This is a genomic window from Streptomyces sp. NBC_01224, from assembly GCF_036002945.1.
GTDB lineage: Bacteria > Actinomycetota > Actinomycetes > Streptomycetales > Streptomycetaceae > Streptomyces.
Window position 1 is genome coordinate 5,136,730 of record NZ_CP108529.1, and the last position, 23,026, is coordinate 5,159,755.

At 66.4% G+C, this 23,026-nt stretch carries 17 protein-coding genes and 3 rRNA genes; 17 read left to right on the forward strand and 3 right to left on the reverse strand.

Going from position 1 to position 23,026, the window contains the following annotated elements:
• Window positions 1-11 precede the first annotated feature (11 nt).
• From OG609_RS22975 to OG609_RS23030, 12 genes are all read left to right on the forward strand, one after another.
• A complete protein-coding gene (locus tag OG609_RS22975) occupies window positions 12-1,025 on the forward strand; it encodes a GlxA family transcriptional regulator (RefSeq protein WP_327274539.1) in 1,014 nt (337 codons plus the stop codon).
• A gap of 631 nt (window positions 1,026-1,656) precedes the next feature.
• Window positions 1,657-3,182: ribosomal RNA gene (locus OG609_RS22980) — 16S ribosomal RNA — on the forward strand.
• A 309-nt stretch (window positions 3,183-3,491) separates the two neighbouring features.
• A 23S ribosomal RNA gene (locus OG609_RS22985) occupies window positions 3,492-6,616 on the forward strand.
• Between the two features lie 79 nt (window positions 6,617-6,695).
• Window positions 6,696-6,812, forward strand: a 5S ribosomal RNA gene (gene rrf, locus OG609_RS22990).
• The 16S, 23S and 5S rRNA genes sit together here, the layout of an rRNA operon.
• A gap of 72 nt (window positions 6,813-6,884) precedes the next feature.
• Window positions 6,885-7,529, forward strand: a complete 645-nt coding sequence (locus OG609_RS22995) for an HAD family hydrolase (RefSeq protein ID WP_327274540.1) — start codon at window positions 6,885-6,887, stop codon at window positions 7,527-7,529.
• A 42-nt stretch (window positions 7,530-7,571) separates the two neighbouring features.
• Window positions 7,572-8,777 (forward strand): MFS transporter, encoded by a 1,206-nt coding sequence (locus tag OG609_RS23000; protein ID WP_327274541.1) that lies wholly within the window; start codon window positions 7,572-7,574, stop codon window positions 8,775-8,777.
• On the forward strand, window positions 8,746-9,918 hold the full coding sequence (locus tag OG609_RS23005) for an acetoin utilization protein AcuC (protein ID WP_327274542.1): 1,173 nt from the start codon (window positions 8,746-8,748) through the stop codon (window positions 9,916-9,918). The genes OG609_RS23000 and OG609_RS23005 overlap by 32 nt, the downstream gene beginning before the upstream one ends.
• 122 nt (window positions 9,919-10,040) lie before the next feature.
• Window positions 10,041-10,856, forward strand: coding sequence for a phosphatase (locus OG609_RS23010; protein ID WP_327274543.1), 816 nt, complete (start codon window positions 10,041-10,043; stop codon window positions 10,854-10,856).
• A 128-nt stretch (window positions 10,857-10,984) separates the two neighbouring features.
• Entirely contained in the window at window positions 10,985-11,197 is a 213-nt protein-coding gene (locus OG609_RS23015; protein WP_014046653.1) for a helix-turn-helix domain-containing protein, read from the forward strand.
• A 110-nt stretch (window positions 11,198-11,307) separates the two neighbouring features.
• Entirely contained in the window at window positions 11,308-11,406 is a 99-nt protein-coding gene (locus OG609_RS23020) for a 30S ribosomal protein bS22 (protein ID WP_003948845.1), read from the forward strand.
• 188 nt (window positions 11,407-11,594) lie between these two features.
• The gene (locus OG609_RS23025; RefSeq protein ID WP_327274544.1) at window positions 11,595-12,689 is read left to right on the forward strand and encodes an NAD-dependent epimerase/dehydratase family protein; all 1,095 of its coding nucleotides are present in this window, start codon (window positions 11,595-11,597) and stop codon (window positions 12,687-12,689) included.
• Window positions 12,690-12,704: 15 nt separating this feature from the next.
• On the forward strand, window positions 12,705-13,772 hold the full coding sequence (locus OG609_RS23030) for a lysophospholipid acyltransferase family protein (protein ID WP_327274545.1): 1,068 nt from the start codon (window positions 12,705-12,707) through the stop codon (window positions 13,770-13,772).
• 107 nt (window positions 13,773-13,879) lie between these two features.
• Here OG609_RS23030 and OG609_RS23035 read toward each other — a convergent pair whose 3' ends face one another.
• The 3 genes from OG609_RS23035 to OG609_RS23045 form a co-directional block, all read right to left on the reverse strand.
• A complete protein-coding gene (locus OG609_RS23035; protein ID WP_327274546.1) occupies window positions 13,880-15,070 on the reverse strand; it encodes a DUF5667 domain-containing protein in 1,191 nt (396 codons plus the stop codon).
• Window positions 15,071-15,295: 225 nt separating this feature from the next.
• Window positions 15,296-16,072, reverse strand: coding sequence for an ECF subfamily RNA polymerase sigma factor, BldN family (locus OG609_RS23040; protein ID WP_030928170.1), 777 nt, complete (start codon window positions 16,070-16,072; stop codon window positions 15,296-15,298).
• A 367-nt stretch (window positions 16,073-16,439) separates the two neighbouring features.
• On the reverse strand, window positions 16,440-17,393 hold the full coding sequence (locus tag OG609_RS23045; RefSeq protein ID WP_327274547.1) for an HAD family hydrolase: 954 nt from the start codon (window positions 17,391-17,393) through the stop codon (window positions 16,440-16,442).
• Window positions 17,394-17,564: 171 nt separating this feature from the next.
• On the opposite strand from OG609_RS23045, the gene OG609_RS23050 reads away from it, so the two are divergent.
• The 5 genes from OG609_RS23050 to OG609_RS23070 all read left to right on the forward strand — a co-directional run bounded on the left by OG609_RS23050 (window position 17,565) and on the right by OG609_RS23070 (window position 23,020).
• Entirely contained in the window at window positions 17,565-17,840 is a 276-nt protein-coding gene (locus OG609_RS23050) for a glutaredoxin family protein (RefSeq protein ID WP_327274548.1), read from the forward strand.
• A 272-nt stretch (window positions 17,841-18,112) separates the two neighbouring features.
• On the forward strand, window positions 18,113-18,880 hold the full coding sequence (locus OG609_RS23055; protein ID WP_327274549.1) for a redox-sensing transcriptional repressor Rex: 768 nt from the start codon (window positions 18,113-18,115) through the stop codon (window positions 18,878-18,880).
• Window positions 18,877-20,370, forward strand: a complete 1,494-nt coding sequence (locus OG609_RS23060) for a glutamyl-tRNA reductase (RefSeq protein ID WP_327274550.1) — start codon at window positions 18,877-18,879, stop codon at window positions 20,368-20,370. Before OG609_RS23055 ends, OG609_RS23060 begins: the two co-directional genes overlap by 4 nt.
• Window positions 20,367-21,353: a hydroxymethylbilane synthase gene (gene hemC, locus OG609_RS23065; protein WP_327274551.1), complete on the forward strand. Its 987-nt coding sequence runs from the start codon at window positions 20,367-20,369 to the stop codon at window positions 21,351-21,353. Before OG609_RS23060 ends, hemC begins: the two co-directional genes overlap by 4 nt.
• Entirely contained in the window at window positions 21,350-23,020 is a 1,671-nt protein-coding gene (locus OG609_RS23070) for a bifunctional uroporphyrinogen-III C-methyltransferase/uroporphyrinogen-III synthase (RefSeq protein ID WP_327274552.1), read from the forward strand. The genes hemC and OG609_RS23070 overlap by 4 nt, the downstream gene beginning before the upstream one ends.
• The last annotated feature ends 6 nt before the right edge of the window (window positions 23,021-23,026 follow it).

Genomic DNA, 23,026 nt, shown 5'->3' on the forward strand with positions numbered 1-23,026 from the left:
TTACTGCCATCATGCCCTCGACCGCCCGCCGGCCCACTCGCATCGCGCTCGTCTCCTTCCCCGGCATCCGCGCATTCGACGTCTCCGTCATCACGGAGGTCTGGGGCGTGGACCGCACCGACCGAGGCGTCCCGCCCTTCGACCTGCGCCGCACCGCCGCCGACCCGGCCCCCATCCCTCTGCGCGGCGGCCTCACCCTCACCCCCGACCGCACCCTCGCCTGGCTCACCCGTGCCGACCTGATCGTCGTCCCCGGACTCGACGACCACCTGACACCGGCCCCCGAACCGGTCCTCGAAGCGCTGCGCCTTGCCCATGCCCGAGCCACCCCCATCGCGGCCCTCTGCGGCGGAGCCTTCACCCTCGCCCAGGCCGGCCTCCTCGACGGCCGCCAGGCAGTCACCCACTGGAACCTCACCGACCTCCTGCGCACCCGCCACCCTCACGTGACGGTCGTCCAGGACGCCCTGTTCCTCCACGACAGCAACATCTGGACGTCAGCGGGCACAGCGGCCGGCATCGACCTCTGCCTCCATCTCGTACGTACGGCCCACGGCGCGGAGACGGCCGCGACGATCGCCCGCTCGATGGTCACGGCCCCCTTCCGCACCGGCACCCAGGCCCAGTTCATCGAGCACCCCACGCCCCATACCGACCGCGACGCCGACACCCTCGCCTCGGTACGGGCCTTCGCCCTGACCCGTCTGGCCGAACCCCACACGGTTGCCGACCTCGCCGCGCACGCCGGAATGTCCCCCCGCTCCTTCGCCCGCCACTTCCAGGCCACCACCGGCACGACCCCGCTCCGGTGGCTGATCACCCAACGCGTTGCCGCAGCCCAGAAGCTCCTGGAACAGACGGACCTGCCCCTCCCCGAGGTCGCCCGCCGCACCGGCTTCGGCAGCGAGATCACCATGCGCCAGCACTTCGCCACCCACCTCTCCACCAGCCCCCGCGACTACCGCCTGGCCTTCCATCAGAACCCGGGCAGGCTCGAGGTTGACACGACACGCCCACATCCGTAATGTTCTCCGAGTTGTCCGACGTGAGCGCCGACTCCGGTCGGTCCCCGGACAGCCATTCCGCAGTAACCACATCTGGTCAGCGACATCTGTCGCCAGACTTTCTGTGCGCATTTGCGAAATGAAGAATCCGCGTTCGAAGGAACGCGACCCCGATTAGCGTCGAGGACCAGGATTCGCTAAAGTCTCACTCGTCGGAACGGCCCAACGGCCGGGAAGACAAACCTCGCTGACTGGGAATCAGGCCCGAAAGGATCTGATAGAGTCGGACTCGCCGGAAAGGGAAACGCGAAAGCGAAGAACTGGAAAGCGGCCCCGTTTCGACCGGGAATCGGACACGAAAGAGTCTGATAGAGTCGGAGACGCAAGACCGAAGGGAAAGCCCGGAGGAAAGCCCGAGAGGGTGAGTACAAAGGAAGCGTCCGTTCCTTGAGAACTCAACAGCGTGCCAAAAGTCAACGCCAGATATGTTGATACCCCGGCCTGTTTCGGCAGGTTGGTGGTTCCTTTGAAAGTCCTGCCGGGCCTCACGGTTCCGGTAGGCAATTTACACAGCGAGGACGCTGTGAACGATCGGTCTTATTCCGGCCGATCGTTCCGCTCTCGTGATGTGTGTCCCGATTACGGGAAAACATTCACGGAGAGTTTGATCCTGGCTCAGGACGAACGCTGGCGGCGTGCTTAACACATGCAAGTCGAACGATGAAGCCCTTCGGGGTGGATTAGTGGCGAACGGGTGAGTAACACGTGGGCAATCTGCCCTTCACTCTGGGACAAGCCCTGGAAACGGGGTCTAATACCGGATAACACTCTGTCCCGCATGGGACGGGGTTGAAAGCTCCGGCGGTGAAGGATGAGCCCGCGGCCTATCAGCTTGTTGGTGGGGTGATGGCCTACCAAGGCGACGACGGGTAGCCGGCCTGAGAGGGCGACCGGCCACACTGGGACTGAGACACGGCCCAGACTCCTACGGGAGGCAGCAGTGGGGAATATTGCACAATGGGCGAAAGCCTGATGCAGCGACGCCGCGTGAGGGATGACGGCCTTCGGGTTGTAAACCTCTTTCAGCAGGGAAGAAGCGAAAGTGACGGTACCTGCAGAAGAAGCGCCGGCTAACTACGTGCCAGCAGCCGCGGTAATACGTAGGGCGCAAGCGTTGTCCGGAATTATTGGGCGTAAAGAGCTCGTAGGCGGCTTGTTGCGTCGGTTGTGAAAGCCCGGGGCTTAACCCCGGGTCTGCAGTCGATACGGGCAGGCTAGAGTGTGGTAGGGGAGATCGGAATTCCTGGTGTAGCGGTGAAATGCGCAGATATCAGGAGGAACACCGGTGGCGAAGGCGGATCTCTGGGCCATTACTGACGCTGAGGAGCGAAAGCGTGGGGAGCGAACAGGATTAGATACCCTGGTAGTCCACGCCGTAAACGTTGGGAACTAGGTGTTGGCGACATTCCACGTCGTCGGTGCCGCAGCTAACGCATTAAGTTCCCCGCCTGGGGAGTACGGCCGCAAGGCTAAAACTCAAAGGAATTGACGGGGGCCCGCACAAGCAGCGGAGCATGTGGCTTAATTCGACGCAACGCGAAGAACCTTACCAAGGCTTGACATACACCGGAAAGCATCAGAGATGGTGCCCCCCTTGTGGTCGGTGTACAGGTGGTGCATGGCTGTCGTCAGCTCGTGTCGTGAGATGTTGGGTTAAGTCCCGCAACGAGCGCAACCCTTGTTCTGTGTTGCCAGCATGCCCTTCGGGGTGATGGGGACTCACAGGAGACTGCCGGGGTCAACTCGGAGGAAGGTGGGGACGACGTCAAGTCATCATGCCCCTTATGTCTTGGGCTGCACACGTGCTACAATGGCCGGTACAATGAGCTGCGATGCCGCGAGGCGGAGCGAATCTCAAAAAGCCGGTCTCAGTTCGGATTGGGGTCTGCAACTCGACCCCATGAAGTCGGAGTTGCTAGTAATCGCAGATCAGCATTGCTGCGGTGAATACGTTCCCGGGCCTTGTACACACCGCCCGTCACGTCACGAAAGTCGGTAACACCCGAAGCCGGTGGCCCAACCCCTTGTGGGAGGGAGCTGTCGAAGGTGGGACTGGCGATTGGGACGAAGTCGTAACAAGGTAGCCGTACCGGAAGGTGCGGCTGGATCACCTCCTTTCTAAGGAGCACTTCTTACCGGGCTTGCTCGGTCAGAGGCCACTACGTCGGCAAATGTTCGGCGGTGGTTGCTCATGGGTGGAACGTTGACTATTCAGTACCTGGTGGTTCAACCGGGTCGTAAGTACTGCTCCTCGGAGCGTGGAAAACGAACCGGATGAATTTCGGGTACTGGGCGCGCTGTTGGGTGTCTGAAGGTATGGCCGCAAGGTTGCCTTCAGTTGCCGGTCCCAGTGAACTCGCCTTTCGGGGTGGGGTGATGGGTGGCTGGTCGTTGTTTGAGAACTGCACAGTGGACGCGAGCATCTGTGGCCAAGTTTTTAAGGGCGCACGGTGGATGCCTTGGCACCAGGAACCGATGAAGGACGTGGGAGGCCACGATAGGCCCCGGGGAGCTGTCAACCGAGCTTTGATCCGGGGGTGTCCGAATGGGGAAACCCGGCAGTCGTCATGGGCTGTCACCCGCTGCTGAACACATAGGCAGTGTGGAGGGAACGAGGGGAAGTGAAACATCTCAGTACCCTCAGGAAGAGAAAACAACCGTGATTCCGGGAGTAGTGGCGAGCGAAACTGGATGAGGCCAAACCGTATGCGTGTGATACCCGGCAGGGGTTGCGCATGCGGGGTTGTGGGATCTCTCTTTCACGGTCTGCCGGCTGTGAGACGAGTCAGAAACCGTTGATGTAGGCGAAGGACATGCGAAAGGTCCGGCGTAGAGGGTAAGACCCCCGTAGCTGAAACATTAACGGCTCGTTTGAGAGACACCCAAGTAGCACGGGGCCCGAGAAATCCCGTGTGAATCTGGCGGGACCACCCGCTAAGCCTAAATATTCCCTGGTGACCGATAGCGGATAGTACCGTGAGGGAATGGTGAAAAGTACCGCGGGAGCGGAGTGAAATAGTACCTGAAACCGTGTGCCTACAAGCCGTGGGAGCGTCGCTGTATGTGCTTGCACATGCAGTCGTGACTGCGTGCCTTTTGAAGAATGAGCCTGCGAGTTTGCGGTGTGTTGCGAGGTTAACCCGTGTGGGGAAGCCGTAGCGAAAGCGAGTCCGAATAGGGCGTTTCAGTAGCACGCTCAAGACCCGAAGCGGAGTGATCTAGCCATGGGCAGGTTGAAGCGGAGGTAAGACTTCGTGGAGGACCGAACCCACCAGGGTTGAAAACCTGGGGGATGACCTGTGGTTAGGGGTGAAAGGCCAATCAAACTCCGTGATAGCTGGTTCTCCCCGAAATGCATTTAGGTGCAGCGTCGTGTGTTTCTTGCCGGAGGTAGAGCACTGGATAGGCGATGGGCCCTACCGGGTTACTGACCTTAGCCAAACTCCGAATGCCGGTAAGTGAGAGCACGGCAGTGAGACTGTGGGGGATAAGCTCCATGGTCGAGAGGGAAACAGCCCAGAGCATCGACTAAGGCCCCTAAGCGTACGCTAAGTGGGAAAGGATGTGGAGTCGCAGAGACAACCAGGAGGTTGGCTTAGAAGCAGCCACCCTTGAAAGAGTGCGTAATAGCTCACTGGTCAAGTGATTCCGCGCCGACAATGTAGCGGGGCTCAAGCGTACCGCCGAAGTCGTGTCATTCATACATTAAGGGCTAACGCCTGTGTGGATGGGTAGGGGAGCGTCGTGTGCCGGGTGAAGCAGCCGCGGAAGCGAGTTGTGGACGGTTCACGAGTGAGAATGCAGGCATGAGTAGCGATACACACGTGAGAAACGTGTGCGCCGATTGACTAAGGGTTCCTGGGTCAAGCTGATCTGCCCAGGGTAAGTCGGGACCTAAGGCGAGGCCGACAGGCGTAGTCGATGGACAACCGGTTGATATTCCGGTACCCGCTTTGAAACGCCCAATACTGAATCAGGCGATGCTAAGTCCGTGAAGCCGGCCCGATCTCTTCGGAGTTGAGGGTAGTGGTGGAGCCGACGAACCAGACTTGTACTAGGTAAGCGATGGGGTGACGCAGGAAGGTAGTCCAGCCCGGGCGGTGGTAGTCCCGGGGTAAGGGTGTAGGCCGTGTGGTAGGTAAATCCGTCACACGTTAAGGCTGAGACCTGATGCCGAGCCGATTGTGGTGAAGTGGATGATCCTATGCTGTCGAGAAAAGCCTCTAGCGAGTTTCATGGCGGCCCGTACCCTAAACCGACTCAGGTGGTCAGGTAGAGAATACCGAGGCGTTCGGGTGAACTATGGTTAAGGAACTCGGCAAAATGCCCCCGTAACTTCGGGAGAAGGGGGGCCATCACTGGTGATCCGATTTACTCGGTGAGCTGGGGGTGGCCGCAGAGACCAGCGAGAAGCGACTGTTTACTAAAAACACAGGTCCGTGCGAAGCCGTAAGGCGATGTATACGGACTGACGCCTGCCCGGTGCTGGAACGTTAAGGGGACCGGTTAGCTGACTTTCGGGTCGGCGAAGCTGAGAACTTAAGCGCCAGTAAACGGCGGTGGTAACTATAACCATCCTAAGGTAGCGAAATTCCTTGTCGGGTAAGTTCCGACCTGCACGAATGGCGTAACGACTTCTCGACTGTCTCAACCATAGGCCCGGTGAAATTGCACTACGAGTAAAGATGCTCGTTTCGCGCAGCAGGACGGAAAGACCCCGGGACCTTTACTACAGTTTGATATTGGTGTTCGGTTCGGCTTGTGTAGGATAGGTGGGAGACTTTGAAGCAGCCACGCCAGTGGTTGTGGAGTCGCCGTTGAAATACCACTCTGGTCGTGCTGGATGTCTAACCTGGGTCCGTGATCCGGATCAGGGACAGTGTCTGATGGGTAGTTTAACTGGGGCGGTTGCCTCCTAAAGAGTAACGGAGGCGCCCAAAGGTTCCCTCAGCCTGGTTGGCAATCAGGTGTTGAGTGTAAGTGCACAAGGGAGCTTGACTGTGAGACCGACGGGTCGAGCAGGGACGAAAGTCGGGACTAGTGATCCGGCAGTGGCTTGTGGAAGCGCTGTCGCTCAACGGATAAAAGGTACCCCGGGGATAACAGGCTGATCTTCCCCAAGAGTCCATATCGACGGGATGGTTTGGCACCTCGATGTCGGCTCGTCGCATCCTGGGGCTGGAGTCGGTCCCAAGGGTTGGGCTGTTCGCCCATTAAAGCGGTACGCGAGCTGGGTTTAGAACGTCGTGAGACAGTTCGGTCCCTATCCGCTGTGCGCGTAGGAATATTGAGAAGGGCTGTCCCTAGTACGAGAGGACCGGGACGGACGAACCTCTGGTGTGCCAGTTGTCCTGCCAAGGGCATGGCTGGTTGGCTACGTTCGGAAAGGATAACCGCTGAAAGCATCTAAGCGGGAAGCCTGCTTCGAGATGAGTATTCCCACCAACTTGATTGGTTAAGGCTCCCAGTAGACGACTGGGTTGATAGGCCAGATGTGGAAGCCCGGTAACGGGTGGAGCTGACTGGTACTAATAGGCCGAGGGCTTGTCCTCAGTTGCTCGCGTCCACTGTGTTAGTTCTGAAATAACGAACGGCCGTGTTGTGTTCCGGTGTTGGTTAATTTCATAGTGTTTCGGTGGTCATTGCGTTAGGGAAACGCCCGGTTACATTCCGAACCCGGAAGCTAAGCCTTTCAGCGCCGATGGTACTGCAGGGGGGACCCTGTGGGAGAGTAGGACGCCGCCGAACTCCTTTTACGGGAAAGCCCCGTGCCCTTGTGGCACGGGGCTTTTCTGCGTTCTGAGCGTCTAGGCTCGAACCATGCGCTACGAACTGGTCATCTTCGACAACGACGGTGTGCTCGTGGACAGCGAGCCGATCTCCAACACCATCCTGGCCGAGTACCTCACGGAGCTCGGTCACCCCACCTCGTACCAGGAGTGTCTTCGCGACTACATGGGGGCTGCCGTGCACCGGGTGCACGATCTCGTCGAGGAGAGGACCGGGGAGAAGCTGCCCGCGGACTTCGACGAGACGCTTCACTCGCGGGTCTTCGCTGCGTTCCAGCAGGAGCTGGAGCCGGTGGCGGGTGTCGACGATGTGCTGGGGAAGCTTGTCGCCGACGGTGTCTCCTACTGCGTCGCGTCCTCCAGCAGCCATGAGCGGATCAGGGTCGGGCATCGCAAGACCGGGCTCGACCAGTGGTTCGAGGAGGAGTGGATCTTCAGCGCGGAGGATGTGGGGGAGGGAAAGCCGGCGCCCGATCTGTTCCTGCGCGCCGCCGAGCGGATGGGCGTACCTCCCGAGCGGTGCGTCGTCATCGAGGACAGCCCGCTCGGAGTGGAGGCGGCCAGGGCCGCGGGGATGGATGTGTACGGGTTTACGTCGATGATGCCGGCGGACCGGCTCGCCGGGGTGACCGGGCGCTTCTCCGACATGAGTCAACTGCGGGAAATGCTCGCCTGATCCATCTACCCATGGGTAGAGACTGGCCCTACGCTCGCGGCCATGACAGATGCTCGTTTGCGGCACGGCAGGGCCTCCCTCGCGTTGAGCTTCTTCGTGCAGGGAGTCACCTTTGCTCTGCTCGTGACGCGGATTCCCGCCATCCAGGACCGGTACGGGATATCCGACGGGCTGTTGCCTGTGTTCCTGGCCGCGGTGCCGATCCTTGCCGGGGTGGGCAGCGTGGTCACCGAGAAGGTGGTCGCGCGGGTGCGGCCCGGGGTCGTACTGAGGTGGGCGCAGCCCGTCGTGCTGCTTGCGCTGCTCGGTGTCGGGGCCGGGAGTGCGTTGTGGGAGGCGGCCCTGGCGCTCGGTGTGTTCGGGCTTGCCGTCGGGGCGCTCGATGCCTCCATGAACATGATGGGAGTCAGTCTTCAGCGGGCGTACGGGCGTTCCATCATGCTCGGCTTCCATGCCGCGTACAGCCTGGGCGGTATCGCCGGGGCGTCCATGGCGTGGGCCGGGGCGCACTGGGATCTCTCGCTGCTGGTCTCGTACCTGCCGGCGGTTGTCGTGCTGCTGCCCGTCGCGTTCATCGGGAGCCGGTGGTACGTCGACGGCGCGTCGGTGGAGAAGGGCCTGGGAGAGGCGCAGGGGAAGGGGGCCGCCTCGGTCTCCTTCAAGTTGCTGATGCCGCTCTGTCTGGTGATGAGCTTCGCGTACATCGGGGACTCGACGGTGTCCAACTGGAGCGCCAAGTATCTGCAGGACGTGCTGGGGAGCTCGGAGCAGCTGTCGACCGTTCCGTACAACGTCTACATGGTGACGACGTTGCTGGGGCGGGCTGTCGGGGACTTGGGGGTGCGGCGGTTCGGGGCTGTGGCCGTGGTGCGGTTCGGGAGTGTGCTGGCTGCTGCCGGGTTCGGTGTGGTGGCGGTGGCCGGTGGGGCGTGGGTCGGGATGCTCGGGTTCACCCTGCTGGGGCTCGGGCTGTGTGTGATCGTGCCGCAGACGTTCGCCGCTGCCGGGCGGATGTTCCCCGGGGCGAGTGATACGGCCATCGCACGGTTGAATGTCTTCAACTACGTGGGATTCCTCGTGGGGTCGCCGCTGGTGGGGGCGCTCGGGGACGCCTGGAGCTATCGGGGGGCGATGCTCGTGCCGATGGTGTTGGTGCTTGCGACGCTCGTGTACGCCAGGTCGTTCGGTGCGGAGCCTGCCCGATACGGTGGCGGGCATGAGCGGCCGCACACAGTTGATGTGGGATGACGCAGTAACGGGATACGACTTCGGGGAAAGCCATCCGATGGACCCCGTCAGACTCGCCCTGACGATGGGGCTGGTGCGGGCGTTCGGGCTGGACGGTGCGGTGGATGTGGTGGCGGCCAAGCCCGCCGGGGAGTCCACACTGCGGCTCGTGCACCGCGAGGACTATGTGGCCGCCGTACGCGCCGCCTCGGCGGATCCGAAACACGCCGACCAGAACTACGGTCTCGGGACGGTCGACGATCCCGCGTTCGCGGGGATGCATGAGGTGTCGGCGCTGATCGCCGGGCAGTCGGTGGCTGCGGCCGAGGCGGTGTGGCGGGGTGACACCGCGCATGCCGTGAACTTCGCGGGCGGGCTGCACCACGCCATGCCGGGCGGTGCGGCGGGGTTCTGCATCTACAACGATCCGGCGCTCGCCATCGCGCGGCTGCTGGAGCTGGGTGCCGAGCGGGTCGCGTACATCGATGTGGATGTGCACCACGGGGATGGGGTGCAGGCGGCCTTCTGGGAGGATCCGCGGGTCCTGACAGTGTCGCTGCACGAGCACCCGCGCACGCTCTTCCCGCAGACCGGCTGGCCGGAGGAGACCGGCTCCGGGGTAGGTGAGGGCAGTGCGGTGAATGTGGCGCTGCCGGCCGGTACGGGGGACGCGGGGTGGCTGCGGGCGTTCCATGCGGTGGTGCCGGAGCTGCTGGCGGACTTCCGGCCGCAGGTGCTGGTGAGTCAGCACGGGGCCGATACGCATTTCGAGGATCCCCTCGCTCATTTCGCGGTGTCGCTGGACGCGCAGCGGGTGGTGATGGCGGCCTGTCACGATCTGGCCCATGAGTACGCGGAGGGCGGGCGCTGGGTGGCGCTCGGCGGGGGCGGTTACGCGGTGGTCGATGTGGTGCCGCGGTCCTGGACGCATCTGGTGGGGATCGCCGCGCATGCGCCGGTGGACCCGGAGTCGGTGATTCCGACCTCGTGGCGGGACGAGGTCTATGCCCGGACGCGGCAGCTGGGGCCGGCCCGGATGACGGACGGGCGTACTCCTTCCTGGAAGTCGTGGGAGGAGGGGTACGATCCCGCGGACCGGCTGGATCAGGCGGTGCTGGCGACCAGGCGGGCGGCGTTCCCGTTGCGGGGGCTGCTGACCTGAGGCGGGCGGGGGCGGTCGCAGTGTGGCCGTTTCCGTGCGGTGGTGAGGAATGGTTACGCCAACTGTGGGGTGTGAGCGGGCTTCTGGCCCCCCGTCCGGGTGATTCGGGGAGCATCGGTGGGGTGTTGAGCACCGGAGCGCTGCGTGCGCATCTGCTGGCGGCCCGGCTGGCCGGGCCCGTGGCCACATCGAGGGAAGTGAGTCTGCGGAGCTATCGGCTCTTCGCGGCCCGCGACCCGCGGGTGATGCTCGGCCTCGACCCCGAACGGGGCTGGAGAGAGCCCGATCTTCTTCGTCTCATGGCCGACAAGTGCGGGGTTTCGGACGATCCTGCTCATGTTTCGGGCCCTGATGTGATTGATCCGGAGCGGACCCTGGCAGGTCTGGATGCCTTTGCCGTGCGGCTGTCGTATGCCGCGGTCCGGCGGGCGCCGGTGCTGTTCGGAACCGGTCATCCGCACCGGCTGCTCGGCTTCTACGCAGAGCTGGCAGACGCCATGTCGGCGGCCGGGTGCCCCGTACTCACCCCCGCGCAGGGGAGATGTATCGACATAACGGCCCGGTTCGGCGTACGCACGTACAGCCTCGACTACGTACGAGGTGTCGCGATGGTGCGCGAACCCGGCGTGCGGGCTCCCGGTGGTGACACCGGCGCACACACCCATTCGCCGCTGCCGGTCCGGGTGGCTCTGGAGGCGGTTGCGGAAGGTTGCGGGCGGCTGCCGGAACTGGTCGTCGGGGACCACGGATGGGTCTGCGGGGCAGGTCAGCTGGGCATCGAGGCGATCGGGCTCGCGGATACGGACGATCCGGCGCTGTTCGTCGGGGAGGCCGAGGGGCAGGTGTCGGTCGCCGTTCCGCTCGACGATGCCGTGCCCTCCGCCTACTACTGGCCACTCACTCGCTATGTACTCAATCGGGCGTGTCTGTCACAGTAGGCGGCCGATCGTCTCTCCTCTTCCCCACTCGCATCACACGCCCCTAATCTGGGGAGTGAGCGCACAACGACGAAGAGTCACCGGAGGGGAAGCCGGTGCGCGTCTCGTGCGGAAGGTACAGGTGGGTCATGGCTGCTGGCAGCGAGAGGCCTCTCAACGAGGTCAAGTTTCTGACTGTGGCGGAAGTCGCCTCGGTCATGAGGGTGTCGAAGATGACCGTGTACCGCTTGGTGCACAGCGGTCATCTGCCGGCGATCCGGGTGGGAAGGTCCTTCCGGGTTCCGGAGCAAGCGGTTCACGAGTATCTCCGCGAGTCCTTTGTGGGGGTGGAGTCCGCCTGAGGTTCACCTCGGATTACGCCCCTCACGCGGTGGCGGGTAGGCTAGGCCGACGTAGGTCGTGTGGGCCCAGACGCCCCGCACCAGTGAAGAAGAAGTGAGCGAGGGTAGTCGTGGGCTCTGTTATCAAGAAGCGGCGCAAGCGGATGGCCAAGAAGAAGCACCGCAAGCTGCTCAAGCGCACGCGCGTTCAGCGTCGCAACAAGAAGTAAGCGAACGCAGTTCGTGTATCCGCAGCCCTCCCGCCGACATGGCGGGAGGGCTGCGGTGCGTTGTGGGGCGGCACGTACGCGCATTCGGACCAAAGACTTGGCAGAAGGCCGCCGTGCGGTCATCACAGGGCAACATCCACCCGCTACGGTGACGGCCAGGGGAAACCTTTCGACGGAAGGCGCTGATCTTGGGGAAGGTCGTGCTGGTCACGGGAGCGGCCCGGCAACTGGGCGGCCGCTTCGTGCGGCGCATCCGGCGTGATCCGGAAGTGGACCGGGTGATCGCCGTGGACGCGGTCGCGCCCGGACACCAGTTGGGCGACGCCGACTTCGTGCGCGCGGACATCCGCCAGCCCGCGATCGCCAGAGTCCTCGCCGAGCACTCCGTCGACACGGTCGTCCATCTGGACGTCTCCGCCAAGACGGTCGGGACGGGTGGCCGGACGGCGGTCAAGGAGACCAACGTCATCGGCACCATGCAGCTGCTCGGTGCCTGCCAGAAGGCGCCGAGCGTGCGGCGGCTGGTGATCAAATCCAGCACGAATGTGTACGGCTCCGCGCCCCGCGATCCTGCGGTCTTCACCGAGACCACCCCGCCCAAGTCCCTGCCGAGCGGGGGCTTCGCCAAGGACGTGGTGGAGGTCGAGGGGTACGTACGGGGCTTCGCGCGCCGTCGGCCGGACGTCGCCGTGTGCGTGCTCAGGTTCGCGAACATCCTGGGGCCGGAGGCGGATTCGCCGCTCGCCGACTATCTGTCGCTGCCCGTACTGCCGACGGTGTTCGGATACGACCCGAGGCTCCAGTTCGTGCACGAGGACGATGTCGTCGACGTACTGGGAATCGCCTCGCGAGAGCCGAGGCGCGGGACGCTGAACAGCGGCACCTTCAACATTGCCGGGGACGGTGTGCTGTTGCTCTCGCAGTGCTCGCGGCGGCTGGGGCGGCCGACGATGCCGCTGCTGCTGCCCGCCGTCACCTGGGTCGGCCAGGCACTGCGTACGGTCGGCATGACGGACTTCTCGCCGGAGCAGATCCGGCTGCTCACCCACGGCCGGGTGGTCTCCACCGTCCAGATGCGCGAGACCCTGGGATTCCACCCGCGGTTCAGTACCGCGGAGACGTTCGCGGAGTTTGCGCGCAGTCAGGGGCCGGGACTGCTGCCGCCGGAGGCGGTGGGCAGGGCGGTCGACCGACTGGCCGCCATGCCGTTCGCCGGGGCGGCCGGCGATGTTCCGGGGAACACCGGGGCGGGCGACACACACCCGACCCCCAGCGCCAGGTAGAGGAGCGCACCGACGATGGCGGATGCCAAGGTCATTCCGTTCGACGACGACCGTTCGCGGTCGGGCGGCTCGCCGCGCTCTGCGCGACGCCGGTCCGCAGGGGGCGGCAGCCGGGGCCAGGGGCCCTCGGCGGCCTCCGTGGTCGGCACTGCGGCCGTCAGTGCCCTTCCCGGGCAGCAGGACGCCTCGCTGCCGCAGGAGGAGCCCCAGCAGGCCGGGCAGCCCCTGGAGGGGGTCGAGCGCGGTGGCTGGGACCGGCGGATCGCCGGCGGGCTCGCGTTCCTGCGTCGGCGGGTCACCGGTGAGTACGACGTCGACGAGTTCGGGTACGACAAGGAGCTGACCGATCAGGTCCTGATGTCGATGTTGCGGCCGATGTACGAGAAGTACTTCCGGGTCGAGGTGAAGGGCATTGAGAACATCCCGTCCGACGGCGGGGCGCTCATCGTGTCCAATCACTCGGGGACGCTGCCGCTCGACGGGCTGATGCTCCAGGTCGCGGTGCACGACAACCATCCGGCGGGGCGGCATCTGAGGCTGCTCGCCGCTGATCTCGTCTTCATGCTGCCGGTGGTCAACGAGCTTGCCCGCAAGGCCGGGCACACGCTGGCCTGCGCGGAGGACGCGGAGCGGCTGCTGCGGCGGGGCGAGGTCGTCGGGGTGATGCCGGAAGGCTTCAAGGGCATCGGCAAGCCGTTCGGCGAGCGGTACAAGCTGCAGCGCTTCGGGCGGGGCGGCTTTGTCTCCACGGCGTTGCGGGCCGGGGTGCCGATCGTTCCGTGCTCGATCGTGGGGGCGGAGGAGATCTACCCGATGATCGGCAGTTCGAAGACGCTGGCGCGGCTGCTGGGGTTTCCGTACTTCCCGATCACGCCGACGTTTCCCTGGCTGGGGCCGCTCGGGGCGGTGCCGTTGCCGACGAAGTGGACGATCCAGTTCGGGGAGCCGATCTCCACGAGTGGGTATCCGGTGGAGGCGGCGGAGGACCCGATGCTGATGTTCAATCTGACGGATCAGGTGCGGGAGCAGATTCAGCACACGCTGTACAAGCTGTTGGTGCAGCGGAGGTCGGTGTTCTTCTGAGGGGTGCGCGCGAGGAGTGCCGGGGGCGCCGCCCGGTGGGCGCTGTGTCCTCAGTCGCCGGACGGGCTTGATGGTGCTGAATGCCCGTCCGGCAATTGAGGGTTGCGCTAGTCGTTCAGGTTCTCGCCGTTGATTCCCAGGCCAGGGAGCAGGCCGGGTAGGAGCGGGGGCAGGGTTACGTCCGGGGTGGGTGTGGGGCTGAGACGGCCGTCGGTGGACGGGGTGGTGCCCGGGGGCGGGGTGCCGAGGAGGCCGTCCGTGCCGCCGGTGATCAGGCCGTCGGACGGGGTGCTGTCGGAGTCGGACGGATGGGGCGAGGCGCTGTCGCCCGTACGGCCCTGTGAGGCCTCCGGTGACGAGGGCGAGGACTGGTCCGTACGGGACGGTCCTGTGCCCTGCTCCGTTTCGTCCGACTGTTGGGAACCGCTGCTCCTGCCCGGGGTGCGGGGCAGCAGCGACTGCAGCGGTTCGACTTCATCGTCTATGGCGTCGAAGACCGAGCTGACCTGGTCGCCGACATCGGTCAGCTGTACGGGCAGCCGGTCGCGCAGGCTGCTCCAGCTGTCGCGGTGCGAGCGGGAGAAGGACTCCAGGGTCTGGATCGGGCCGATGGCGCCGTCCCGCTGGTAGGCGGAGTGGAGCAGGCGGTGGCCCTCGGTGGCGTCGTGCGTCATGCCGTTGAGCGTGCGCCTGACCTCGCCGAGCTGTTCGTGGTCCAGATCGCCGGAGCGGGCGCGCTCCATCAGTCGGCGCGCTTCGCTGAGCCGGGTCGATGCCTGGTCGAGGTAGACCTCCCCGCGGTCGGCATCGCCGCTGGCCATGCCGAGGTGGATGTCCTCCATGCCGCGCTTTAGCCCGTACAGCGAATCACCCGGCAGGGCGTCGGAACTGGCAGCGGCCACTCCGCCGAAGGCTCCCGCCGCCACACCGACGGTGAGTCCGCCGGCCGCGAGGCCCTTCGCCCAGCGTGAGCGCGGACGCAATTTCCGGAGCGGGGAGGCCCGGTGGGCCCCCTTGGTCCGTTGCTCGGGCACCGTAGGGCCCGCGGACGCACCGCCCTCGGCGATCATGGCTTCCATGGCGGCGACGAGCTGGGCTCGCTGCACCACTTTGACTTCGGGATCCAACTCCGGCCGCGGTAGCTCACCGAGGCCGTTCGCCAGGGCCAACAGCGTTCCGTGGTCGGCCGGTTCGGCCGGTTCCTCGGGCTGTACGGCCGCCGCACCGCGGAGCGACTGCTCCTCCAGGGCCTGGGCGAAGGCGTTCGCCCGCCGGTGTGCCGAAACGTTTGCGATCACTGGCGGCACCTCCTCTCGTCATGACGGTCGACTCCCCTGGGGGTCCGGATAGTTGCACACCTTGAGCGCTTCCACACGAAAGAGTGAGTGTCGGCGGACATGGGGTGACGACAGGGGGCCTGCAACCGGCACAACGAGGGGCGCGGCACTTGGGTTACGCACGAAGGATGATCGGACCAGTGCGTGATGAACATATCGCCGAGAGTGATTCGGCCGGGAGCGGGGTCAGCGGGCATCGTCCGGAAGGAGCCGGGCCAGGGTGCGGACGGCGCGGTACTGGAGGGTCTTGATCGCGCCCTCGTTCTTGCCCATGACCCGGGCGGTCTCGGCGACCGAGAGGCCCTGCAGGAAGCGCAGGGTCACGCACTCCTGCTGCTGGGGGTTGAGTCGGCGCACGGCCTGCAGCAGTGCGGCGTTGGAGAGGGACTCCAGGACGGAGTCCTCCGGACTGCGCTCGACTTCGTTGGCATCGAGCATTTCGCCGGTGGTCACCTCCAGCCGGAAACGGCTGGACTTGAAGTGGTCGGCGACCAGGTTGCGGGCGATCGTGACCAGCCAGGCACCGAAGTCGCGGCCCTGCCAGGTGAACGTGGAGATGCGGCGCAGGGCGCGCAGGAAGGTCTCACTTGTGAGGTCCTCCGCCGTCGCCTTGCCGCCCACGCGGTAGTAGATGTATCGGTAGACGGTGTCGCTGTACTGGTCGTAGAGGCGGCCGAAGGCGTCAGCCTCGCCGGCCTGTGCGCGCTCGACGAGATCCATCATGCGCGCGCTGTCGCTGTCGGCGGTGGGCCGGCGAACGGTGGACGTAGTAGTTGCGCCGCGGTTGCTGCGTCTTCCGACCGCCGCACCGCGTTCGGCCAGGGCGTAGCAAGGGCCGACAGGTGCAGGGGTGGCAAATGCGGGTACGGCGTACGCGGTGGGGACGAAGCCGCGCAAGCGGTCGGCGACCGTTGCGCGCAGCGTAGCCAGGCCCGAGGCGTCAACCCCGACGTGTGGGTACACGGGACTCCCAGAGGCAGAGCTTCCATCACGTGCAGTGCGAAACCGTCACTCGTCGTAGTGAGTGGTGGGTTCCGGAATGCGTCTGAGGAGAATAACGCTTCGTACAGGCAGTGCTACACCCAGTTGCTAAAATCACCGATTACGTCGTTTCTGTAGCGACTAATCGATGCATCAAGTAGCACATCGTGACCGTTTATTGATCGGATTACTTCGCGATCTGCCCGCGGGCGCGACGGGTTGTGGTCGGGTGCGAGCAATCCGACTGGCGGGAGCGGTCGGTGGGTAAGGGGTCCCGATTGATGGCAGGCGTCCGGGCGTGGCTCGGCGGCCCCCGGCGGGATCGGGCGGGGGTGCGAACGGGTGTGCGTCAGCGGCGGCGGCGGTGCAGGGCGACGGCGGCCGCGGTGCCGCCGGCGAGGGCGCCCACGCCGGCTGCGGCCGGGATGCCGACCTTGGCCGCCTTGCGGCCTGTCCGGTAGTCCCGCAGCCGCCAGTCGAGCGCGCGGGCGTGCTTGCGGAGCTTGGCGTCCGGGTTGATCGCGTACGGGTGTCCGACCAGGGACAGCATCGGGATGTCGTTGTGCGAATCGCTGTACGCCGCACAGCGGTCGAGATCCAGACCCTCGGCCGCCGCAAGGGCGCGGACCACCTCGGCCTTCGCGGGGCCATGCAGCGGCTCGCCGACCAGACGGCCGGTGTAGACGCCGTCGACGGATTCGGCGACCGTACCGAGTGCGCCGGTCAGGCCGAGGCGGCGGGCGATGATCGTGGCGGTCTCCACCGGGGCGGCGGTGACCAGCCAGACCCGCTGTCCGGCGTCGAGGTGGGCCTGGGCGAGTGCGCGGGTGCCGGGCCAGATGCGGTCGGCCATGTACTCGTCGTAGATCTCCTCGCCGATGGACATCAGCTCGGACACGCGGTGGCCCTTGACGATGGACAGGGCGCTGTCGCGGGCGTCCTGCATGTGTTCCGGGTCCTCGACGCCGGCCAGCCTGAACCAGGCCTGCTGCCAGGCGAACCTGGTCAGCTCGCGGCGCTGGAAGAACTTCCGCTTGTACAGGCCGCGGCCGAAGTGGAAGATCGCCGCGCCCTGCATCACGGTGTTGTCCAGGTCGAAGAAGGCGGCGGCCCGGTCGTCGCCGACGACGGGGAAGGGTGGTTCCTCGGCCGTGGTGAGGACAGAGGTGTCCTGGTCGGTGGCGGAGGACTGATCGTCGGGGAGGGAGGACTTCCGCGCTGCCTCAGCTGCTGCCTCGCCTGCCAGCACGCTCCGTGCTGTCGCGGGGCGCCTACGGGGTGTGAGCCATCCAAGAGCGGCCATGTCGTGAGCATAGCCAGTCGGTTCGGCCCTTCCCGACCTGCTGGGATGCCGTGCCGTGAACTCTTGGCTGCTGATTTGTTAAACGGGCGATTCGGGGCGTTTCGGATCAAGGGTGGAAGTGATCCCCTTCCGGCTCGGAGGGGCGGTCCCTTTCCGGCGCAGAATGAAGGCATGAGTGCCCTGCTGCGACGTACGAAGAAGAAGCCCGCGGACCGGGTGGTGACCCTGGTCGGGAAGCCCGGATGTCACCTCTGTGACGACGCGAGGGCGGTGGTGCGGGAGGTCTGTGCGGAGACCGGCGCGTCCTGGGAGGAGAAGGACATCACCCAGGACGAGGAGCTGCACCGGGAGTACTGGGAGCAGATCCCGGTTGTCCTGATTGATAACGAACAGCACACGTTCTGGCGTGTGGACCCGTCGAGGCTGCGCAACGCACTGCTTTCGTGAGGGAAACGCGGTTACCATCGTGGGCGTTTTGAGTGCTCTCGGGGGAGTGGTTGTGAGGAGTGTGTACCGCTTTGCCCCCTTTGGGCCTGCAACGGGCTGATGCGATCCTTGGTTCCGGGATCGCGCGACGAATGTGCGTGACCCCGGTCACTTTGACCGGACAAAACGGACACTATCTTTGTGCACGCGTTCACAAAGACATAGCCTGCATTCGACGGGGCGGCCTTGGGACATACGGCCGCCTGCAGCCCCGCTCATCCCGCAGGAGCACCGTGGCAACTGGCCGAAATCACCGACCGGCGACCCGTAGCCGAGGAATTCCCGAGGCCACCGTCGCCCGACTTCCGCTGTACCTGCGCGCACTGACCGCGCTCTCCGAGCGCTCGGTCCCCACGGTCTCGTCCGAGGAGCTCGCCGCAGCGGCGGGGGTCAACTCTGCCAAGTTGCGCAAGGACTTCAGCTACCTCGGGTCCTACGGGACGCGTGGTGTCGGGTACGACGTCGAGTATCTCGTCTACCAGATCTCCCGCGAACTCGGGCTCACCCAGGACTGGCCTGTCGTGATCGTCGGCATCGGTAACCTCGGCGCCGCGCTCGCCAACTACGGCGGCTTCGCCTCCCGTGGTTTCCGGGTCGCCGCACTGATCGACGCCGACCCCGCGATGGCCGGGACACCCGTCGCCGGGATTCCCGTGCAGCACGCCGACGAACTGGAGAAGATCGTCGGCGACAACGGTGTGTCGATCGGTGTCATCTCGACCCCGGCCGGTGCCGCTCAGCAGGTCTGCGACCGGCTCGTCGCCGCGGGCGTCACCTCCATCCTGAACTTCGCGCCGACGGTGCTCTCCGTGCCCGACGGCGTCGACGTGCGCAAGGTCGACCTGTCCATCGAGCTTCAGATCCTCGCCTTCCACGAGCAGCGCAAGGCCGGCGAGGAAGGAACCGAGAGCAGCCCGGACCCGGCCGCACCGCCCGTGCGCGCCACCACCGGCGGCCGGAAGGGACCTGACGGGGACATGCCCGCCGTGATGCCGGCATGAGTCTTCTTGTCGTAGGGCTGAGCCACCGCAGCGCCCCCGTCTCCGTACTGGAGCGGGCCTCGCTGGCTGCCGAGACGCAGGCCAAGCTCCTCCAGGACACCCTCGCCGCGGAGCCCGCGGTCGAGGCCGCCGTGCTGGCCACCTGCAACCGCATCGAGCTGTACGCCGACGTGGACAAGTTCCACGCGGGCGTCGCCGAGCTGTCCACGCTCCTCGCCCAGCACAGCGGCGTCGGGCTGGACGAGCTCACTCCGTATCTCTATGTGCACTACGAGGACCGGGCCGTCCACCACCTCTTCTCGGTGGCCTGCGGGCTGGACTCGATGGTCGTCGGCGAGGGCCAGATCCTCGGCCAGATCAAGGACGCGCTGGCGCTGGGGCAGGAGCTCCACACCGCCGGCCGGCTGCTGAACGACCTGTTCCAGCAGGCCCTGCGGGTCGGCAAGCGCGCCCACAGCGAGACCGGGATCGACCGGGCCGGGCAGTCGCTCGTCACCTTCGGTCTCGAACAGCTCGCTGCCGCTGCGGATGTCGCCGACTGGGCCAGGGGCAAGCGTGCCCTGGTGATCGGCGCCGGCTCGATGTCCTCGCTGGCCGCCGCCACCCTGGCCCGTACCGGTGTCGCCGAGATCGTCGTCGCCAACCGGACCCGGGCCCGTGCCGACCGGCTCGTCGAGATCCTGGGCCAGCCCGGCGGTACGGGAGTGGCCGCCCACGCCGTGGAGATGGCCGCGGTCTCCGACGAACTGACACGTGCCGATGTCGTCGTCTCGTGCACCGGCGCGACAGGTCTCGTGCTGACCGCCGAGACCGTCGCCGGAGCGCTCGGCCTGGCCTTCGCCCCCGCGTACGAGGCGCCCTCCGCGTCCGTCCCCGCGCCGCCCGCCGACCCCGACCGACACGCCGCCTGGGTGGAGAACGGCACCGCCGGTACGGTGCGCCAGGCCGTCCGCCGGGCCACCGTGCCCGCCCAGGGCGCCGGCCCCGTCCGCCTCGCCCTGCTCGACCTCGCCATGCCGCGCGACATCGACGGAGCCACCGCCCGTCTCGACGGGGTGCGCCTCGTCGACATCGAGTCGCTCGCCGAGGCGTCCGCGGACGCCCCGATGGCCGCCGATGTGGATCAGGTGCGCACCATCGTCGCCGACGAGGTCGCGGCCTTCGGCGCCGCCCAGCGCGCCGCCCACATCACCCCGACCGTCGTCGCCCTGCGCACGATGGCCGCCGGAGTGGTCGCGGGCGAGATCGCGCGGCTCGACGGACGCCTCCCCGACCTGGACGAGAAGCAGCGCGCCGAGATCACGCAGACCGTGCGCCGCGTCGTCGACAAGCTCCTGCACGCGCCCACCGTGCGGGTCAAGCAGCTCGCCAGCGAGCCCGGCGGCGCCGGGTACGCCGATGCGCTGCGGGAACTCTTCGACCTCGACCCGCAGACGGTCGCCGCCGTCTCCCGGGCAGACCTGAACGACCCGAATCGAGGGCGGTCATGACCGACAACTCACCCCTGGGCGCGGGGGCCACCAAGCCGCTGAGGCTGGGGACCCGGCGCAGCAAGCTCGCCATGGCGCAGTCCGGCCTCGTTGCCGACGCGGTCAGCGAGGTGACCGGGCGCGCCGTCGAGCTCGTCGAGATCACCACGTACGGCGACACCTCCCGGGAGCACCTCGCGCAGATCGGCGGCACCGGCGTGTTCGTCGCGGCGCTGCGTGACGCGCTGCTGCGCGGCGAGGTGGACTTCGCCGTCCACTCGCTCAAGGACCTGCCGACCGCCCAGCCCGAGGGCCTCGTGCTGGCCGCGGTACCGGTGCGTGAGGACCCGCGCGACGTACTGGTGGCGCGGGACGGGCTGACCTTCGAGCAGCTGCCGTCCGGTGCCCGCATAGGCACCGGCTCGCCGCGCCGCATGGCGCAGCTCAACTCGTACGCCCGTAACCACGGCCTCGACATCGAGACCGTGCCGATCCGGGGGAACGTCGATACGCGTATCGGATTTGTACGAAGCGGGGAGCTGGACGCGGTGGTACTCGCCGCGGCCGGGCTCAGCCGCCTCGGCCGGATCGGTGAGGTGACCGACTTCCTGTCGGTCGACACCGTCCTGCCCGCTCCCGGCCAGGGAGCACTGGCGATCGAATGCGCTGCGACCAGCGCAGACCTCGCCGCCGCGCTCGCCGAGCTCGACGACCCGTACACCCGGGCCGCCGTGACCGCCGAGCGTGCCCTGCTCGCCGCCCTGGAGGCCGGTTGCTCCGCACCTGTGGGTGCGCTGGCCGACCTCCTGGTCGACGGACAGGCTGTCAATGAACTGCGCCTGCGCGGTGTCGTCGGTTCAACCGACGGTTCCTCGCTGGTACAGATGTCCACCACCGGTCCCGTCCCCACGTCGCACGACGACGCGGCGGCCCTCGGTCGCGAACTCGCGGCCGAGATGCTCGCCAAGGGTGCGGCCGGTCTTATGGGGGAGCGAGCACTTTGAGCCCCACCGGCCCCGCCGTATCCGACTTTCCGGCCCTGTCCGCACAAGGGCACGTCACCTTCCTCGGCGCCGGTCCCGGCGACCCGGGACTGCTGACTCTGCGCGCTGTCGAGGCGCTCGCGAGCGCGGACGTCCTTGTCGCCGAGCCGGACGTTCTCGGCGTCGTTCGCTGCCATGCGCGGGCAGGCGTAAGCACGCCTGAGCTGACGGTTGTTGACGCGCAGTCAGCAGCCGCCGGTGTTCCCGTTCTCAGGGATGCGGTCAATCTTGTCATGGAGGCAGCGAAGGGCGGCAGGCGGGTCGTCCGTGCCGTCCTGGGCGACCCGGGACTGGACGGGAACGCCGGCGCCGAGATGCTCGCCTGCGCCACCGCCGGTATCCCCTTCGAGGTCGTGCCGGGTGTCGCCAACGTCGTGGGCGTGCCCGCGTACGCCGGTGTGCCGCTGCGTGACGCGAAGGGCGCCGACGTCCGGTTCGTCGACGCCCGCACCGCCTCGGAACGCTGCTGGACCGAGGTCGGCGCGAGCGATGCCACGGCCGTCGTCTCGACGACCCTCGACTCGGTGGCCTCGGCCGCCGGTGAGCTGGTCTCGGCGGGCCGCAAGCCCGACACCCCGCTGACCGTGACGGTGGCCGGTACGACCACCCGCCAGCGCACCTGGACGGCGACCCTCGGGACGATCGCCCAGGTCCTGAAGCAGGCGAAGGTCCTCCCGTCGCCGGACGGGCATCAGCCCGTCATAGCCGTGGTCGGTGAGCGCAGCTCCGCCGTCCAGCGCGACCAGCTCGCGTGGTTCGAGTCCAAGCCGCTGTTCGGCTGGAAGGTGCTCGTCCCGCGTACCAAGGAGCAGGCGGCGTCGCTCTCCGACCAGCTTCGTTCGTACGGTGCCGTGCCGCACGAGGTCCCGACGATCGCCGTCGAGCCGCCGCGTACGCCCCAGCAGATGGAGCGCGCGGTCAAGGGCCTGGTCACGGGTCGCTATGAGTGGATCGCCTTCACCAGCGTCAATGCCGTGAAGGCCGTCCGGGAGAAGTTCGAGGAGTACGGGCTCGACGCCCGTGCCTTTGCCGGGATCAAGGTCGCGGCCGTCGGCGAGCAGACCGCCGCCGCGCTGATCGACTTCGGTGTGAAGCCGGACCTGGTGCCGTCCGGTGAGCAGTCCGCCGCCGGTCTGCTGGAGGACTGGCCGCCGTACGACCCGGTCTTCGACCCGATCGACCGCGTCTTCCTGCCGCGCGCCGACATCGCCACCGAGACGCTGGTGGCCGGGCTCATCGAGCTGGGGTGGGAGGTCGACGACGTCACCGCGTACCGCACGGTCCGCGCCTCGCCGCCGCCCGCCGACACGCGTGAGGCCATCAAGGGCGGCGGTTTCGACGCGGTGCTCTTCACCTCGTCGTCGACCGTCCGGAACCTCGTCGGCATCGCGGGCAAGCCGCACAACGTGACGGTCATCGCGTGCATCGGCCCGGCGACGGCCAAGACCGCCGAGGAGCACGGCCTGCGCGTCGACGTCCTGTCGCCGGAGCCTTCGGTGCACAAGCTGGCGGAGGCCCTCGCCGAGTTCGGTGCGCAGCGCCGGGAGGCGGCGAAGGTGGCCGGTGACCCGGTGACGCGGCCGAGCGAGCGGCGTCCGGGGGCGCGGCGGCGTCGTACGACGACCTGATCGGCC